Below are 17,645 nucleotides of genomic sequence, written 5' to 3'. Positions count from 1 at the left end.
GTTCATGGGTTTAGAATTTTTTCAGGTAACGGTCCAACTCCCACTGGGAGACATAGGCCGAGTATTTTTTCCACTCATAAAGGGCGGCATCCATGAACTTTTCAGTGATGTGGGGGCCCAGAGCACCTTTGATCACGTCATTCTTCGCCAGCTCCTGCACGGCTTCAAAGAGGCTGCCCGGCAGGCAGTCAATGCAGTTGAGGCTGCGTTCCTCGTCGTTCATTTCATACAGGTTGGTCATCACTGGATCAGGAGGTGTCAGCTGGTTCTTGATGCCATCCAGTCCTGCCCGCAGAATGGCAGCCAATGCCAGGTAAGGGTTGGCAGAGGGATCGGGGTTACGAAGCTCAATGCGGGTGGAATTGCCCCGTTTGGCGGGAATACGAATGAGGGGACTACGGTTGCTGGCAGACCAGGCGATCATCACCGGTGCTTCATAGCCAGGCACCAGGCGCTTGTAAGAGTTCACTGTGGGGTTGGTGACGGCGGCGAAGCCCCGGGCATTTTTAATCACCCCGGCTAAAAAGGCATAGGTGGTTGCGGAGAGCTGCATGGGATCGGCTTCGTCATAAAAGGCGTTTTTGCCATCCAGGCTGGCCAACGAAAGATTGATGTGCATGCCAGAGCCATTGATGCCAAAGCGGGGCTTGGGCATGAAGGTGGCATGGAGACCGTGGCGCTGGGCGACGATGCGCACGGCCATTTTGAAAGTCATGATATTGTCGGCGGTGGTGAGGGCGTCGGCATACTTAAAGTCGATTTCATGCTGGCCGGGAGCCACCTCATGGTGAGACGCCTCAATTTCAAAGCCCATCTCAGTGAGTACATTCACCATATCCAGACGGGCGCTGCCTCCCAGGTCGATGGGTGCCAGATCAAAATAGCCGGCATTATCGTGGGTGTTCAGGGTGGGGTTTCCCTGCTCGTCGGTGTTAAAGAGAAAAAATTCACATTCAGGGCCCACGTTCATGGTATAGCCCATTTCTTCAGCTTCTTTCAGCACGCTTTTCAGGGCGTTTCGGGGGCAGCCCACAAAGGGAGTGCCGTCGGGCTTATACACATCACAGATGATGCGGGCCTCCTTGGGATGACTGGTCCAGGGAAAAACGGTGAAGGTATCCAGGTCGGGCCAGAGGTACATGTCGGATTCTTCAATACGTACAAATCCGTCAATGGAAGAACCGTCAAACATGATTTCGTTATCCAGGGCTTTATCCAGTTGATCGGTGAGGATGGAGACATTTTTCATCACCCCCATAATATCGGTGAATTGCAGATGGATAAAACCGACTTCCAAATCCTTGACTTTTTTCAGCAGGGCTTCTTTTTGACTCATTAAGACACGCTCCTTTGCGTTTTTTTATCAAGCACTTTGGGGAGCCTGGCATCATTGCCGGTTCCCTGAATGCTTTAATGGATATGGTGAAGGAGATTTTTAATATGATACAATATTCCTCGATGCATTTCAATAAAAGAGGCAAAATGACCCGATTCCCTTTGCGGTAAAGGTTAAGGCTGGTTATCCAGTGCGGTGACACCCTCATCGCCGTTTCGAATGCGAATCACATTGGAAACAGGATAGACAAAGATCTTTCCATCGCCAATTTCGCCGGTACGCAGTACTTTTTTGGTGACATCAATAACAGCTTCCACCGGCACTTCGCTGATAACAGTCTCAACTTTAATTTTGGGCAGCAGGGAGGGTGTGTAGGGAACGCCACGATAGTTGGCAGGCTGTCCCTTCTGAACACCACAGCCCATGACATTGGTGACAGTCATACCCATTACTCCCAGATCATTCAGGGCTTCTTTCAGGGCTTCGAATTTGCCGGGGCGGGTAATAATTTCCACTTTATAAATAGGTTGATCCATTGATAAACACCTCCCTATTGAATGGTATCCAACAACACTTTGGGTTCGAAATCGGCGTAGCTTTCGGTGCCGTGTTCTTTCAGGTCAAGTCCCAGCACTTCCTCTTCGTTGCTGACGCGCAAGCCAATGGTCACGTCAATGGCTTTGAACAGTGCGAAAGTGGTGGCAAAGGTCCACAGGGCAATGGCGGCCACACCGGTTAACTGTATCAGCAGCAATTGAACCCCACCGCCGTAGAGCAGGCCGCCGTCGGTGGCAAAAATACCCACAGCAAGGGTTCCCACTGCGCCGCAGATGCCGTGCACACTCACAGCACCCACAGGATCATCCACTTTCAGCTTCTGATCAAGCACTTCGATGGCCAGTACCACCACCAGACCAGCGATGCCTCCAATACAGACAGCACCCAGTGGGCTGACAATATCAGTGCCGGCGGTAATGCCCACCAGGCCGGCCAAAGCGCCATTGAGGGTGATGCTCACATCAGGCTTGCCGTAACGGGTCCAGGAAAGGGTCATGGCCATCACAGCGCCCATGGCAGCGGCCAGATTGGTGGTGACGAAAATATGGGACATGGAAACGGCATCGGCTTCCAGCGTGGAACCGCCATTGAAGCCAAACCATCCAAACCAGAGGATGAAGACGCCCAAAGCACCTAACGTCAGGTTGTGGCCTTTGATGGGATGAATGCTGCCATCCTTGCCATATTTGCCCAATCGGGGGCCGAGAATCCAGGCACCCGTGAGGGCTGCCCAGCCACCAAGAGAGTGAACCACAGTGGAGCCGGCGAAATCGTGGAAGCCCAGATCGCTCAACCAGCCGCCGCCCCAGATCCAGTGCCCGGCAATGGGGTAAATCACAGCGCTGATCACAAAGCTGTACAGCAGATAAGACTTGAATTTGGTACGTTCAGCCATGGCACCGGAAACGATGGTGGCAGCAGTGGCGCAGAAAACGGTCTGAAAAATGAGGAAGGCCTCTTTGGGAATCGTCAGTCCCAGGTGGTCATAAAGGCCAGTGGAAAGAAAGTTAACGCCGCCGACGAGGCCGGCGTTGGAAACGCCAAACATGAGGCTAAAGCCAAGAATCCAGTAGATGAGAGATCCGACGGTGAAGTCCATTAGGTTTTTCATAATGATATTGCCGGCATTTTTGGCCCGGGTAAACCCGGCTTCCACCATGGCAAATCCGGCTTGCATGAAAAAGACCAGTCCGGCGGCCAGCAGTACCCATAACGTATCAAGTGCAGAATAGTCGGTCATCATCAAAACTCCCTTCGATCATTGAATATTTCGATTATTAAAGATAAAGATGCAAGCTACAATGAGTCGCGCCATTATGAGAGCGGGTTGTCAGGTGAACATGATGTGAGGTGGGGCAGCTTTGGAAACGTCCCCCCGTCATGCAGCTGTTCATGCGGGAAAAACATTTCACAAGGCTGAATCACCTGGAGAGGCCGGTATCGGAGCAACGGGCGCTAACCTGTCAGGGAAATAAAAAACGCCCGCAAACAAGGGGAGGAAGATTCCTCCTGAGTCTGCGGACGCCGTTGCCCGATACCGGATGAAGGTGGCTGATCCATATTTCCCCGGCCGAAGCCGGGGGAAGGGGAGAGGATCAGAATGTCATGAGCGCATCATGATGAAAGTCATTATAGGATAGCCCGAGTATTTTTGCAAGGGTTTTTTTGAAAAAAAGTTGAAAAAAACGTTGATATATGAAGGAAAAGGATTTCCTGAGCAGAATTTGATAAAAATGTGACAGAAGCGTTTTCCTGCATAAAAAAACATGATATAATGCTCTCTAACATTCAAGACAGAGCATTCAGACAGTTGGCGCAACGTTTTGGGATGGGGAATGGGGCGGATTGACCCGCTTCAAAAAGGAGGAGCGATTCGATGAACGGCAGCAAGGTGATCATATCGGTGCTTGGGAAAGACAGAGTGGGGATTATTGCAGCTATTTCAGGGGTGCTGGCAACCCACGGGGGGAATATTCTCGACATCAGCCAGACGATTCTGGAGGATTATTTCACCATGATCATGATGGTAGATCTGAGTGCCTGTGACCTGGCTTTTCCAGAACTGAAGGAAACGCTGGTGAAAACAGGTGAAGGGATTGGCATGCAGGTGAATATTCAACATACGGATACGTTTGATTACATGCACCGTATTTAGGAGGGGAAGGGAGAACACAAAATGCACTTCACATCCGTATCAAGACAGGAAATAATGGAAACCATTCAGATGGTCCAGATGGAAAATTTAGATATTCGCACCATCACCATGGGCATCAGCCTTCGGGACTGCGGTCATCCCGACCCGGTGATTGCCTGTCGCCGGATCTATGACAAAATCACCCGCCAGGCGGAAAATCTGGTGAAGGTGGGAGAAGAGATTGAAGATCATTTTGGCATTCCCATTGTCCACAAGCGCATTTCGGTGACACCCATGGCCATGGTGGCAGAAGCCTCTGAGACAGAAGACTACACGCCTTTTGCCAGGGCCATGGACGAAGCGGCCGCAGCGGTGGGGGTCAATTTCATCGGCGGATTTACAGCGCTGGTGCAGAAGGGGATGACCCTGGGAGACCAGCGCCTCATTGCATCCATCCCTGCTGCCCTGGCTGAAACGGAGCGGGTCTGCTCGTCTGTGAACGTGGCATCTTCCAAGGCGGGCATCAACATGGATGCTGTGTTGCAAATGGGCCATATCATCAAAGCCGCAGCGGAAGCCACCCGGGAGCGGGACAGCATTGGATGTGCCAAGCTGGTGGTATTCTGCAATGTGCCCGAAGACAATCCCTTTATGGCCGGTTCCTTTCACGGCGTGGGAGAACCGGAGGCGGTGATCAATGTGGGCATCAGCGGCCCGGGAGTGGTGCGCAACGCAGTGGTCAAGCGTCCGGATGCCGATCTGGGTGAGTTGGCCAACGTGATCAAACGGACAGCGTTTAAAATCACCCGTATGGGCGAGCTGGTGGGAAAGACTGCTTCAGAAGCTCTGGGAGTGCCCTTTGGCATCATTGACTTGTCCCTGGCCCCCACACCGGCAGTGGGAGACAGTGTTTCCGATATTCTGGAAGCCATCGGACTGGAATCCACCGGCACCCACGGTACCACGGCAGCCCTGGCCATGCTCAACGACGCCGTGAAAAAAGGCGGTATCATGGCGTCCTCCCATGTGGGTGGACTCAGCGGTGCCTTTATTCCCGTCAGTGAAGATGCCGGCATGATTCGGGCAGCGGAAGCCGGCATTCTCACCTTTGACAAACTGGAAGCCATGACTTCTGTCTGTTCTGTGGGGCTGGACATGATTGCCATTCCCGGGGAAACCAGCGCAGAAACCATTGCCGCCATCATCGCCGATGAAATGGCCATTGGAATGATTAACCGAAAAACCACGGCGGTGCGGGTGATTCCTGTGGCAGGAAAAACGGTGGGTGAGTTTGTGGAGTTCGGCGGCCTTTTGGGACGGGCCCCCATTATGCCCCTTCATACCCAGTTATCAGATGTTTTTGTAAAGCGGGGCGGGCGAATTCCGGCACCGCTGCAGTCGTTTAACAACTAATGACCTTCAGCCGAATAATAGCCTTCAGCCAAAGGCAGGATGAAAAATAGAAAAACCAGGAAATAAAAAAACAGCCCTAAAAATGCGGACATCGCATTTGAAAGGCTGTTTTTTTGAGATCGCCCATAAGGAAAACGAATGCTTCGCAGAAACAAAAATGCATACAAATTAATATTCCAACAATTCGAAAGATTCAACTTGACAAGGTGTTGCAACCATCATATACTTTGGATAATTTTTACGCGGGCATAATAATGAATAATAAAAGCGGAAAATGCATGAAAATGTTTTCCTGGCCGGCGGAATTGAAGGAAAGGATGTGGTTTTGTTGGGACAAGGAGATCAATATCAGGTAAGCCATCAAAATGGGCAGGCGGGGATTCCTCCCAGGCAGGGACTTTATGATCCCATCCATGAAAAAGATAACTGTGGCGTTGGCTTTGTGGCCCACGTGAAGGGCGTGCCTTCCCATCAGATTCTTGAAAAAGGACTGGAAATTCTGCATCAAATGAAACACCGGGGAGCGGTGGGCGCAGATGTGACAACGGGAGACGGTGCCGGCATTCTGATTCAGGTTCCCCACGGTTTTCTGGCAGAGGAAACGCTGAAGGAAGGGTTTGAGCTGCCGCCGCCGGGACAGTACGCCGTGGGGATGATCTTCTTACCCCGTGAACCCCATGCCCTGCATTACTGTCAGGGAGTCTTCGAGCGGGTGCTGCGGGAAGAGGGACTGTTGCTATTGGGATGGCGCACCGTGCCCGTGGATCCCTATGCCTGTGGTGATTCTGCCAGAGCCACCCGGCCTGTGGTGGCCCAGGTGTTTGTTCAACGGGAGCAACAGACAAAAGAAGCTTTTGCCAGAAAACTGCTGGTGGTTCGTAAGCGGGTACAGCAGATCATTGCAGCGGCAGGCGGACCTCCGGCACATCATTTTTATGTCTGCAGCCTGTCGGCAGAGACGTTGGTATACAAGGGGCAGATACTGGGATATCGTCTGAAAGACTATTACCTGGATCTGCAGCAGCCATCCCTGGAAACGGCACTGATTCTTGTCCATGAACGCTACAGTACCAATACCTTTCCTTCCTGGAAAATGGCCCACCCCTACCGGTATCTGGCCCACAACGGCGAAATCAATACCATTCGGGGGAACATCAACTGGATGAATGCCCGGGAAGGCGTGATGCGTTCCAGGATCTTCGGTAACGATTTTGAAAAAATCCTGCCGGTCATCGAACCCGAAGGCAGCGACTCTTCCAGTCTTGATAATATTTTTGAATTTTTCCTGGCCAACGGTCACCCCATGGAGCAGGTGATGATGGTGCTGGTGCCGGAGGCCTGGCAGTGGGGAGTTGGCATTTCTCCAGAGCTTCAGGCATTTTACGAGTACCATGGCCGGCTCATGCAACCCTGGGACGGCCCGGCAACCCTGGCCTTCTCCGATGGCACCAAAGTGGGTTTGACGGTGGACCGAAACGGCCTGCGCCCTGCCCGTTACTGGGTGACAGATGACGATTTCATCATCATGGCATCAGAAACCGGCGTGCTGGACATTCCCCCTGAAAAAGTGGTGCAAAAGGGAAATATGAATCCGGGGAGTATGCTGGTGGTGGACCTTCAAAAAGGACTGTTGCTGGAAAATCTGGCCATTAAAGAGAGTATCGCCACCGGTTACCCCTATGGGGAATGGGTGCAGCGCAACCGTCTGACCTTGGATGCGCTGGAAGACTTGCCCGAACCCCGGCCCATGAATCGGGAAATACTGGCCAAAAAGCAAAAGGGCTTTGGGTACACCGCAGAAGAACTGGAACATATCCTGTTACCCATGGCACTACAGGGAGAAGAAAATATTGGGGCCATGGGAATGGATACACCGCTGGCGGCCCTCTCAACAGCACCCCAGTGGCTTTTTCAGTATTTTCGACAGAAATTTGCCCAAGTGACCAATCCGGCCATCGACTCCATTCGGGAAAAGAGCGGCATGTCATTGATGCAATACCTGGGAAATCACGGCCTGTTGGTGGATGCCATCGAAACAGAAGAAGACCGGGCGTATCTGCGGCTGGAAGAGCCGGTGATCACCAACCGGGAAATGGAACAGCTGAAGCATCTGTACACCAAAGACCTGAAAGCTGTCACACTGCCCATCACTTTTCAGATGGATGGCGGTCCCAACCGGTTGGAAAAAGCCCTTTATGATCTGTGTAAGCGGGCGGAAGAGAACATTTTGCAGGGTCATAATCTGCTGATTCTCAGTGATCGGAGCATTGATTACTACCACGCCCCCATTCCCAGTTTACTGGCAGTGAGTGCGGTTCACCACCATTTAATTCGACGTAAGCTGCGTACCCAGGCCGATCTTATTGTGGAGGCCGGGGATGCCCGGGATGTGATGCACCTGGCCCTGTTGCTGGGTTATGGAGCCACGGCGCTGAATCCCTACCTTGCTTTTGAAACCCTTCAAAAGCTTCACAGCGAGGGGGGGATGGGAAAAACCGTCACCCTGGAAGCATCCCGTCGGAATTACCAGGACGCGCTGGTGAAAGGCTTACTGAAAATCATTGCCAAAATGGGAATTTCAACCCTTCAAAGTTATCAGGGAGCTCAGATTTTTGAAGTGGTGGGGCTGGACGAAACCCTGGTGGACCAGTACTTCCCCGGAACCCCTGCCTGTTTGTCGGGGATCGGCCTGGAAACCATCGGAGAAGAAGTGCTGCGGTTTCACAAACCCGCCTTCAGCATCACCGACAAGCAGCCGGAAGCCCTGGCAGTTGGCGGAGAACTGTTTCACCGTAAGGGCGGTGTTCCCCATCTTCTCAGTCCTGACCGGGTGAGTATGTTACAACGGGCTGGGCGTTCCGACAGCTACGACGCCTACCGGGCCTTCTCAGACGACATTCACCGCACCGACAGCGATGTTCAAACGGTGCGGGGGCTCCTGGACTTCACCCAGCGGGTTCCGGTACCCCTTGAAAAAGTGGAGCCGGTGGAAGCCATTCTCCCCCGGTTCACCACGGGAGCGGTTTCCTTTGGTTCTGTCAGTAAAGAAGCCCATGAAACCATGGCCATCGCCATGAATCGGATGGGCGCCAGGAGCAACAGCGGCGAGGGTGGCGAACACCCCTCCCGCTATTACGCCGATCTCCACGGGAACAATCTGAAAAGCGCCGCCAAGCAAGTGGCCTCCGGCCGTTTTGGCGTCACCATTCAGTATCTGGTGAATGCCAATGAACTGCAAATCAAGGTGGCTCAGGGAGCCAAACCAGGGGAAGGCGGCCATTTGCCCGGCGGGAAGGTGACACCGGAGATCGGTGAAGTGCGCCATTCCCTGCCTGGAATCGACCTGATTTCACCACCGCCTCATCATGATATCTACTCCATTGAGGATCTGGCACAGCTCATAGTTGATCTGAAAAACGCCAATCCGGAAGCCCGAGTGAGCGTGAAGCTGGTGGCGTCAACAGGCATTGGTGCCGTGGCGGCAGGGGTAGCCAAAGCCCATGCCGACGCCATTGTGATCAGCGGCCACGACGGCGGTACAGGTGCCTCTGCCTTCAGTTCCATGAAATATGCCGGGCTTCCCTGGGAAATCGGGCTGGCTGAAGTACAGCAAACCCTCATGCTGAACCAGCTTCGGGGACGTGTGAAGCTGCAGGTGGACGGTAAAATTATCACCGGCAGAGACGTGGTCACAGCCATTCTGCTGGGGGCAGAAGAAGTGGGCATGACAACAGCTGCCATGATTGGTCTGGGCTGTATCATGTGCCGCAAGTGCCATTTGAACCGTTGTCCTGTGGGCATTGCCACACAAGACCCCACACTTCGAAAAAAATTCACCGGTAAGCCGGAGCATCTGCAGCGGTACTTCACCTTTGTAGCCCGTGAGATTCGGGAAATCATGGCCAGGCTGGGCTACCGGAAGATGGATGATATGGTGGGGCAGGTACACCGCCTGCGCCACCGGGACGGGCTCGCCGGCAAAGCCGCTGCCCTGAAGGTGGACCGCCTGCTGTACCGGCCAGAGCTGCCGGCCCGTATTTCCGTGAAAAGCGGCAAAAAAGCGCCGGGAGTGACGATCACAGCCCTTGATCAAGCATTGCTGAAGGTGGCGGCGACCAGTCTTGAAACCCGCCAGCCTGTTTCCGGCACCTTTCCCATTACCAATACCCATCGGGCCGTGGGTACCCGCCTCAGCGGTCAGATTGCCCAGCAGTATGGCGGAGAAGGACTGGCACCTGACACCATGCAGTTCACTTTTGAAGGTTCAGCAGGACAAAGCTTTGGCGCTTTTGCCGCCCCCGGCATGACCCTGACCCTGAAAGGCGATGCCAACGACTACTTGGGCAAGGGACTCAGCGGCGGCAAACTGGTGGTGATGCCACCGGAGAAAAGCCGGTTCAACGCAGCAGACAATGTGATCGCCGGCAACACCCTCCTTTATGGAGCGACGGCAGGGGAAGCCTATTTCTGCGGAAGGGTGGGACATCGCTTCGCCGTTCGTAACAGTGGTGCCACTGCCGTGGTTGAAGGGATCGGAAGCCATGGCTGTGAATACATGACCGGCGGTGTGGTGGTGGTGCTGGGAGCTGTGGGCCAGAACTTCGGAGCCGGCATGAGTGGTGGAAAGGCTTTTCTGATGGAAGGGGTTTCAATTCTTACGGAGCAGGTGAATCAGGATCTGGTGACGATTCTGCCCGTAGATGAAGAAGCAGACCGTCAGCTGCTGCATCAGTTGGTCACCCGGCACCATGAACTGACAGGCAGCAAGCAGGCGGCAGCACTGCTGAAACAGTGGTCCCGGGCGCTGAAAAAATTTCGCCTGGTGGTTTCACCTCTCTATCTTAGAATCTCAGAACGTCTCTTGGCAGAATCGAAAAAATAAGCTGTTTCCATGACATGACATGATGGCAGCTGCCGATATCCCATCGGCAGCTGAGGTTGAAGACAAAGGGATTTGGCCAGAACAGCTGATTCCAATCTTGTGTGTTTTTAGTCGAAAGTCTCGAAAACAGCGCCTGAACTCGCTGTGCTCAAACAGCAGGCGCTGGCGGTTTTCTCATCTTTTCGAAAAAACACTGACAAGATTTCCAAGGCTGTCCTTTACCAAACCCCTTGTCTTCATCTTACTTTGTCTACAGTCTCAACTGTCGATATCCCATCGGCAGTTTTTGTGTGAAAAGAAAATAGAATGTTAAAATGGATTGTCAACAGCAACCCTGCTGAAGACAATGTTGCTTACTTGTGGTGGAATATTCCGGCACATGTTAGCATATTTGGTATATAATGTAGATATAAATGACGGCACCGTTGATTATGGGTTGGAAACGGGTAATAAATGTAATGCCCATTTCTGATGTAATCTCAGATGGCCGCTGCAGTGATATTTCTGAAATAAGACAGCAGGTGTTATTGGTGTCGCAAGGTGAGATCTCTGGGAGGTCCTGTTCATGGAAAGTCAACTGGATCGGCTTAAGATTCCGAATAACGAAGATCTGCTGCCTCAATTGATGGAACTTTTTTCGTGTCCGGCTTTTGCAATAGACGAAACAGGTCATCTTGTCGATGCTAATCCGGCGGGGGTAGCCATGACTGGTGGCTCGAAAGAAGAGATCATCGGCCGGCATGAATCAGAATGGGAAGAAGTGAACAATACGCACTTTTACCGAGTCCCCGTCAAACTGGGCAATCAAAAAAGCGGGTTTCTGATCATTCTTGTGAATGGTGGGAATAACCAGACTGACAGGAAGACCGTCAGGCGTTACCGGGTGAAGCAGACGCCGTCAAAAGGACTGGCAACACAACGACAGCTGCAAAAACTCCTGCAGGAAAAAGAGCTGCTGCTGCGGGAAGTGCACCACCGCATCAAAAACAACATGAACAATATGGTGATGATGCTCACCCTCCAGGCAGAAGCCGTTGGCAACACCGCTGCCGAAGCGGCTTTAAAAGATGCCCGAAGCCGGATTCAAACCATGATGGTGATTTACGATAAACTGTATCGATCAGAAGATTTTCACACCCTCTCGGTGGAAAAATACCTTCAGGCGCTGATCAATGAAGTGAAAAGCACCTTTTCAAAACACGAACGTATTCGGGTGCATCTGGAAGTGGATGAGATGATGCTTGACAGCCGACTGTTGTTTCCCCTGGGGATTATGATGAACGAACTCTTCACCAATGCCATGAAATATGCCTATGGAGAGGATCAGGAAGGCAGTGTGGTGATCTCGGTGCTTCAAATGGGTGACATGATTGAACTGGCGGTACAGGATTTTGGAAAAGGCATGCCGGAAAAAATGAATAAAACCGGGGCGGGAGGTTTTGGACTTGAAATGGTGGAAATGCTGGCCCTGCAAATGAGCGGCGCACTGACCATTGAAAAGGGAAATGGCGTTCGTTTTGTGGTGCGTATAAAACGAAAGGATCCCTAACGGTCAGAGAAATACTTGTCCCTTGCCACCGGTCTTCAGGAAGGGTATAATGAAAGCGGCTTTGCGTTCTTGAGATTATCAACATGTCAGCAGGCAGGAGGCTTTTCATGCGACCGGACTGGGATCATTATTTTATGGAAATGGCAGAAGTGGTGGCGAAGCGGTCCACCTGCCTGCGTCGTCAGGTGGGAGCAGTGTTGGTGAAAGACAGAAGGATTCTTGCCAGCGGGTACAATGGTGCCCCTTCTGGCATGGCTCACTGTCAGGAAACCGGATGTCTGCGCCAACAACTGGGGATTCCATCGGGGCAGCAGCATGAAATGTGCCGTGGTCTCCACGCAGAGCAGAATGCCATTATTCAAGCGGCTCTTCATGGCACATCCATCAACGGCAGCCTGCTGTACGTGACCCATCAGCCATGCGTGATCTGTGCCAAAATGATGATCAATGCCGGCGTGAAAGCCGTCGTGATCAAAGGAGCCTATCCCGATGCCCTGGCGGAACAGATGCTGCAGGAAGCCGGCATCACCCTGACTTTGCTGGATAACCTGATTTCCGGGGAGTGACCTGACCATTATGGATCGACTGATGATTGCGCTGGCTTTGTCGGCGCTGATTGCTTATTTGACAACACCCCTTGCCCGGCGGGCTGCCTATCGGTTAGGGGCTATTGACGTTCCGAAAGATAACCGACGGGTTCACCGAAAACCCATTCCACGGCTGGGCGGGCTGGCCATCTACGCTGCTTTTCTGGCAGTGTCACTGCTGATGATGGACCTTGACCGGCAAATGGTGACCCTGCTGGGAGGAGCCACCCTCATGGCAGGTATGGGAATGGTGGATGATGTCCGTCCCCTGCCGGCAAAACTGAAGCTCTCATTGCAGATCTGTGCAGCGTTACTGGTGATGGCCGGTGGTGTTCGCATTGAGTTCATCACCAATTTTCTTTCTGCATCCAAACCCATAGTGGCACTGGGCCCCCTGGCCATTCCTGCCACCTTGTTTTGGATTGTGGGGATCACCAATACCGTCAATCTCATCGACGGGCTGGACGGCCTGGCAGCCGGAGTGGCCGGCATTGCATCCTTGTCCTTGGCAGCCGTCGCCTATATGAACGGCCAACCGGAAGTGGCAGTGCTGCTGATGATTTTGGCGGGAGCTTCCCTGGGTTTTTTACCCCACAATTCGCACCCCGCCACTATTTTCATGGGTGACACAGGCTCTCTCCTCATTGGTTTTGTGCTGGCCTCCATCTCCATTGAAGGGGTGATTAAAAGCGCCACCACCATCGCTGTTGCCATTCCCGTCCTGGCACTGGGAGTTCCCATCTTTGATACTGCCTTTGCCATTCTCCGGCGCATGGTGAACAAACGACCCATCATGGAAGCAGACAAAGGGCATTTGCACCATCGGCTGCTGGCCCAAGGCTTTTCCCACCGGCAAACTGTCTGGATTCTGTACGGTTTCAGCCTGTTTCTTGGGGTGAGTGCCATTTTTATTTCCGGGGCCAGTCGCACCACATCCATTGCCATGCTGCTGGTGGTTACTCTGATTCTCATGATGGCCATGATTCGTGCGGGACTGCTGAAGCGCACCTCTTAAAATGCGTTCCGTCTTCAACTTCGGTTCGGCTTCAATTTAATCATAACTGCTGTTTCAACTGCCTCAGGGGGTTTTGGGCTGAAGACAAAGAGGGTGGTCTTCAATCTGCAACTGCCCGCGGGCGGTTTTTTATGTTTTTGAGAAAAGATTTCAAAATCAATCGAGAAAATTCAAAAAAACCCTTGACGAATGCCGAAAAAAGTTTACAATAAAATCAACTAATGGACTATTTGAGTATAAAAGTATAAATAATCCCCATTGGTCACATGTATACAGTCGTATCAGAAGGGATCCAAAGAACACGTTGATCACGGAGGGAGGTGTGGTTTATGGCCACACAATGGGAGTTGAAACACCAGCGCCTGCTTGAACAGGCAGAACGGCTTTTTTTTGAAAAAGGGCTGAAAGCCGTCACCATGGAAGAAATTGCAGCAGCAGCCGGCATCAGCAAAATGACTATCTACAATCATTTTAATTCCAAAGAGGAGTTGTTTAAAGAGATCACCCTGGAAATGGTACGCCGCTTCAACGAAGAAGTATCTCAGGAGCTACGGCGTCAGCCGGATACCTACAGCCGCCTGAAAGCATATTTTGAAAAAGGATTCGTCGTTTCCAAAACCGTTACGCCAGAGTTTTATCATGACTTGTACGACAAACCCCATCTGCTGCAGGAAATTGCCGCCTATAAACGGGAAACAACAGTTAAACTGCTGACAGATATCCTTGAACAGGGAAAGGCAGCGGGAGAAATACAGGAAGCCGACCCGGCTTTCGTGGCAATGATGCTGGATGTGCTCACCGTCGGAATTATGGGGTTGATCAAGCAGGGAGAAATTCACCATGAGGAACTATTGGATTTCAACATCAAATTGTTTCATTTCATCAGCCGGGGCATTATGTCAGACATCAGGCTGCCATGGGCACTGTCAAAAACAGAGGAGCAGCAAGGGAGTCAACACCAAAACAAAGACGAAATAACCACCGGGTAATTCATTCCACGGATCACGGGCATCAGTTGGGAGTTAAAGGAGGGGCACCATGTTTGGCTTCAATCACACCAAAAATAAAGCAACCATAAAAGAAGTTTCGACACAGCCCGGTCAGCGGCCGGTGCTGATCCGGTCTGAAAACCTGAACAAGACATACCAGATGGGTGAAGTGGAGGTGCGCGCTCTGAAAAACGCCACCTTTGATTTGTATGAAGGCGAGTTTGTGGTGATTCTGGGGCCCAGCGGTTCCGGGAAAAGCACGTTGCTGAATATTCTGGGAGGGATGGACACTCCCACTTCAGGGCAGGTATATGTACAGGAAAAAGAGTTGACCAGTTTTTCCGATCGACAGTTGACCCAGTACCGGCGAAACGGAGTGGGGTTTGTCTTTCAGTTTTATAATTTGATGGCCAATCTGACAGCCCGTGAGAATGTGGAACTGGCCACAGAAATTTGCGACACCTCTCTGAACTTGGATGAAGTGATGGGCAAGGTGGGGCTCTCGGAACGGGCCGACCATTTCCCTTCCCAGCTCAGCGGCGGTGAACAACAACGGGTGGCCATTGCCCGTGCGGTGGCAAAGAACCCCCTGCTGCTGTTATGTGATGAACCAACAGGAGCCCTCGACTTTGAAACGGGTATCCGCATTTTGGAGTTGCTGAAAGAAGTGAATCTGACCTACAACAAAACCGTTGTCATCATTACCCACAATACCCCTGTGGGCGCCATGGGTGACCGGGTGATTCGCATGCGCAGCGGCGAAATCACCGATATCACCGTCAACGAGAACCCGGTACCGCCAGAAAGGATTGAGTGGTAATGCGACTGTCTCCCCTCACCAGGCGGCTCTTTCGCATGATGATCAGCATCAGGGGTCAGGTGATTTCCATCATCGTGGTGATGACCCTGGCGCTCATGGCGCTGATCTCCAGTCATATGACCGCCATTAATCTGGAAAACTCCATCCGTGATTTCTATGACATTACCCGGTTGGCCGACATGCAGGTGCAGCTCACCCGCATTCCCGCCAATGCGCTGTATGACGTATTGCGCATGGAAGGGATCGCCCATGTGGAGGGCCGTGTCAGTGTGGATGTTCCCTTTGTCACCGACGACCCCGACGAGCGGGTAAGGGTGCGGGTGATCTCAGTTCCCGATACAGATAACCCCATCAGTGCCCTCTATCCCATTGAAGGGCGGATGGTGCGGAACGAAACCCATGCAGTTACTGTGCTGGAACAGTTTTCGAATGCCAGAGGCATTCAGCTGGGAGATATCATGACACCTTACATGAACGGCCGGGAAGTCCCCCTGGAAGTGATTGGATTTGCAGGACATCCCGAATTTGTCTACCTTATGGAGAATGAACAGAGCCTGTTACCTGACCCGGAAGGTTTTGGTGTCCTCTTCGTCTCGGAAAAACTGCTGGGGCCGCTGCTGGGCTACCGGGACAGCTACAACGAGCTTCTCATCACCCTGACACCCGGTGCCAATCCAGATGCGGTGGCCGATGCCCTGGATGATGCCCTGGACCGTTACGGCGTTCGCCGGGTGATGCAGCGGGATGACCTCATGAGCTACCGAATGATGGAAGAAGAACTGAACCAGGTGAAAGCCATGTCCCGGGTACTGCCCACCCTCTTCATGTCAGTGGCGGCACTGATCATTTACATTGTCCTGTCACGAACGGTGAAAAACGACCGGGTGGCCATCGGTGTGATGAAAGCCCTGGGATATTCCAATGCACAAATTTTGGCGCATTACATTCAGTTTTCCCTGCTCATAGGCATGGGAGGCGGGCTGTTGGGCATCATCACCGGCACCTGGGTCTCTGATATTTATGTCCAGCTCTACATCCAGTACATGAACGTGCCCTTGCTGGAAACCCGCATTATTCCAGAATCTTATGTGACCGCCATGGTCATCACCGTTGTTTTCTGCGTGCTGGCGGGCCTGGCGGGTGCCCGACGGGTGATTGGGATTCATCCCGCAGATTCCATGCGTCCTGAACCACCGGCGGACGGCCACCGGTTGTTGATTGAACGCATCACCTTCCTGTGGAAGCGCATTGCCTTCAGCTGGAAAATGGTGATCAGGAACCTGTTTCGCAACAAGCGGCGGTATGGCACCCTGGCCTTGGGCATCGCCCTCACCTACGGAGTCACGCTGGTGGCCATGAACATGGGAGGCGTCTGGCAACAGATTTTCGAGATTCAGTACGGTCAGATGTATACCATGGACTATAATATCGATTTTAAAGGGATGTCAGGGATGAACACCCTGCATGAAATCCGGCAGCTGGCAAATGTGGAGGCCATTGAGCCCCGGATTGAAATGCCCCTTGAAATCCGAAAAGACTGGCACCGCAAAGCAGTGAGCGTGGTGGGCATTCCCGCAGACAGTGACATGTACCACCTGGAAAGCGAACCGGGGGTACCGCTGATGATGCACCATGACCGCCTGTATCTTACCAGTGGTTTTGCCAAGTCGCTGGAACTGGAACCGGGCGACCAGGTGCTGGTGAAAAATTACCTGCCTGACCGTGATGACTTTTGGATGGAATACGGCGGCTCGGTGAATCAATACCTGGGTCTGAACGGGTACATGACTTTGGAAACCATGGAACGGTGGGTGGTGGATCCAGGCCACATCACCGGCCTGTCGGTGAAAACCGATGCTGACCTGGGGGCCATTTTGGAAGATGCCCATCATGTGCAGCAGGTTCAGTCCCTGGGACAAATGCAGGAAATGTTTGAAGAGTTCTCTGAGATGATTGTGGTCACCATCGGGATCATGGTCATGCTGGGAGGCATCATCGGTTTTGCCATTGTCTACAACATTACGCTTATCAGTATCAACGAACGCATCATGGAGTTTTCATCCCTGCGGGTGCTGGGCTTTCACCGAAAAGAAATCTTTCGGATGATCACCCGGGAAAATACCCTGGTGAGCGTTCTCGGAATTCTGATGGGAATTCCACTGGGACGCTGGATGATGGCCAGTATGATGGAATCCATGAGCACCGAAGTGTACGCCATGCCGGGAACCGTTTCTGACCGGGTGGTGCTACAGACAGTGGTGGCAGTCATCATCTTTGTGGCAGTGGCACAAATGGCCACCTTTGTGAAAATTAGGAATCTCAGCTTTATTGAAGCCCTGAAGAACCGGATGACCTGATGAAG

At 52.5% G+C, this 17,645-nt stretch carries 12 protein-coding genes; 9 read left to right on the top strand and 3 right to left on the bottom strand.

What is annotated here, in order from left to right; genetic code table 11:
• Nucleotides 1-10: 10 nt before the first annotated feature.
• The 3 genes from glnA to AAIG11_RS10365 form a co-directional block, all read right to left on the bottom strand.
• Nucleotides 11-1,336: a type I glutamate--ammonia ligase gene (gene glnA / locus AAIG11_RS10375; RefSeq protein ID WP_343186181.1), complete on the bottom strand. Its 1,326-nt coding sequence runs from the start codon at nt 1,334-1,336 to the stop codon at nt 11-13.
• Nucleotides 1,337-1,509: 173 nt separating this feature from the next.
• Nucleotides 1,510-1,872, bottom strand: a complete 363-nt coding sequence (locus AAIG11_RS10370) for a P-II family nitrogen regulator (RefSeq protein WP_343186180.1) — start codon at nt 1,870-1,872, stop codon at nt 1,510-1,512.
• Nucleotides 1,873-1,886: 14 nt separating this feature from the next.
• Nucleotides 1,887-3,134: an ammonium transporter gene (locus tag AAIG11_RS10365; RefSeq protein WP_343186179.1), complete on the bottom strand. Its 1,248-nt coding sequence runs from the start codon at nt 3,132-3,134 to the stop codon at nt 1,887-1,889.
• Nucleotides 3,135-3,770: 636 nt separating this feature from the next.
• Here AAIG11_RS10365 and AAIG11_RS10360 point away from each other — a divergent pair.
• The 9 genes from AAIG11_RS10360 (at nt 3,771) to AAIG11_RS10320 (ending at nt 17,640) form a co-directional block, all read left to right on the top strand.
• Nucleotides 3,771-4,049 carry an ACT domain-containing protein gene (locus AAIG11_RS10360; protein ID WP_343186178.1) on the top strand — a complete coding sequence of 93 codons (279 nt, stop codon included), beginning with the start codon at nt 3,771-3,773 and terminating at the stop codon, nt 4,047-4,049.
• Between the two features lie 21 nt (nt 4,050-4,070).
• Nucleotides 4,071-5,441, top strand: coding sequence for a PFL family protein (locus tag AAIG11_RS10355; RefSeq protein WP_343186177.1), 1,371 nt, complete (start codon nt 4,071-4,073; stop codon nt 5,439-5,441).
• A gap of 274 nt (nt 5,442-5,715) precedes the next feature.
• Complete coding sequence (gene gltB / locus AAIG11_RS10350; RefSeq protein WP_343186176.1) at nt 5,716-10,323, top strand: glutamate synthase large subunit; 4,608 nt, start codon at nt 5,716-5,718, stop codon at nt 10,321-10,323.
• A 565-nt stretch (nt 10,324-10,888) separates the two neighbouring features.
• Complete coding sequence (locus AAIG11_RS10345; protein WP_343186175.1) at nt 10,889-11,872, top strand: sensor histidine kinase; 984 nt, start codon at nt 10,889-10,891, stop codon at nt 11,870-11,872.
• A gap of 107 nt (nt 11,873-11,979) precedes the next feature.
• On the top strand, nt 11,980-12,438 hold the full coding sequence (locus tag AAIG11_RS10340) for a deoxycytidylate deaminase (protein ID WP_343186174.1): 459 nt from the start codon (nt 11,980-11,982) through the stop codon (nt 12,436-12,438).
• A gap of 10 nt (nt 12,439-12,448) precedes the next feature.
• Nucleotides 12,449-13,474: a glycosyltransferase family 4 protein gene (locus AAIG11_RS10335; protein ID WP_343186173.1), complete on the top strand. Its 1,026-nt coding sequence runs from the start codon at nt 12,449-12,451 to the stop codon at nt 13,472-13,474.
• A 329-nt stretch (nt 13,475-13,803) separates the two neighbouring features.
• On the top strand, nt 13,804-14,463 hold the full coding sequence (locus AAIG11_RS10330; RefSeq protein WP_343186172.1) for a TetR/AcrR family transcriptional regulator: 660 nt from the start codon (nt 13,804-13,806) through the stop codon (nt 14,461-14,463).
• A gap of 160 nt (nt 14,464-14,623) precedes the next feature.
• Nucleotides 14,624-15,283: an ABC transporter ATP-binding protein gene (locus AAIG11_RS10325; RefSeq protein ID WP_343186215.1), complete on the top strand. Its 660-nt coding sequence runs from the start codon at nt 14,624-14,626 to the stop codon at nt 15,281-15,283.
• A gap of 35 nt (nt 15,284-15,318) precedes the next feature.
• Complete coding sequence (locus AAIG11_RS10320) at nt 15,319-17,640, top strand: ABC transporter permease (RefSeq protein ID WP_343186171.1); 2,322 nt, start codon at nt 15,319-15,321, stop codon at nt 17,638-17,640.
• Nucleotides 17,641-17,645 lie beyond the last annotated feature (5 nt).

It is taken from the genome of Anoxynatronum sibiricum, assembly GCF_039414295.1.
Taxonomy (GTDB): Bacteria; Bacillota; Clostridia; order Peptostreptococcales; family Tindalliaceae; genus Anoxynatronum; species Anoxynatronum sibiricum.
This window is presented reverse-complemented; position numbering and strand designations above follow the sequence as displayed.

Bases quoted from the DNA above. Each gene is read 5' to 3' on its own strand.
- glnA (WP_343186181.1), bottom strand. From the start codon at position 1,336: ATGAGTCAAAAAGAAGCCCTGCTGAAAAAAGTCAAGGATTTGGAAGTC.
- AAIG11_RS10370 (WP_343186180.1), bottom strand. From the start codon at position 1,872: ATGGATCAACCTATTTATAAAGTGGAAATTATTACCCGCCCCGGCAAA.
- AAIG11_RS10365 (WP_343186179.1), bottom strand. From the start codon at position 3,134: ATGACCGACTATTCTGCACTTGATACGTTATGGGTACTGCTGGCCGCC.
- AAIG11_RS10360 (WP_343186178.1), top strand. From the start codon at position 3,771: ATGAACGGCAGCAAGGTGATCATATCGGTGCTTGGGAAAGACAGAGTG.
- AAIG11_RS10355 (WP_343186177.1), top strand. From the start codon at position 4,071: ATGCACTTCACATCCGTATCAAGACAGGAAATAATGGAAACCATTCAG.
- gltB (WP_343186176.1), top strand. From the start codon at position 5,716: ATGCATGAAAATGTTTTCCTGGCCGGCGGAATTGAAGGAAAGGATGTG.
- AAIG11_RS10345 (WP_343186175.1), top strand. From the start codon at position 10,889: ATGGAAAGTCAACTGGATCGGCTTAAGATTCCGAATAACGAAGATCTG.
- AAIG11_RS10340 (WP_343186174.1), top strand. From the start codon at position 11,980: ATGCGACCGGACTGGGATCATTATTTTATGGAAATGGCAGAAGTGGTG.
- AAIG11_RS10335 (WP_343186173.1), top strand. From the start codon at position 12,449: ATGGATCGACTGATGATTGCGCTGGCTTTGTCGGCGCTGATTGCTTAT.
- AAIG11_RS10330 (WP_343186172.1), top strand. From the start codon at position 13,804: ATGGCCACACAATGGGAGTTGAAACACCAGCGCCTGCTTGAACAGGCA.
- AAIG11_RS10325 (WP_343186215.1), top strand. From the start codon at position 14,624: ATGGGTGAAGTGGAGGTGCGCGCTCTGAAAAACGCCACCTTTGATTTG.
- AAIG11_RS10320 (WP_343186171.1), top strand. From the start codon at position 15,319: ATGATGATCAGCATCAGGGGTCAGGTGATTTCCATCATCGTGGTGATG.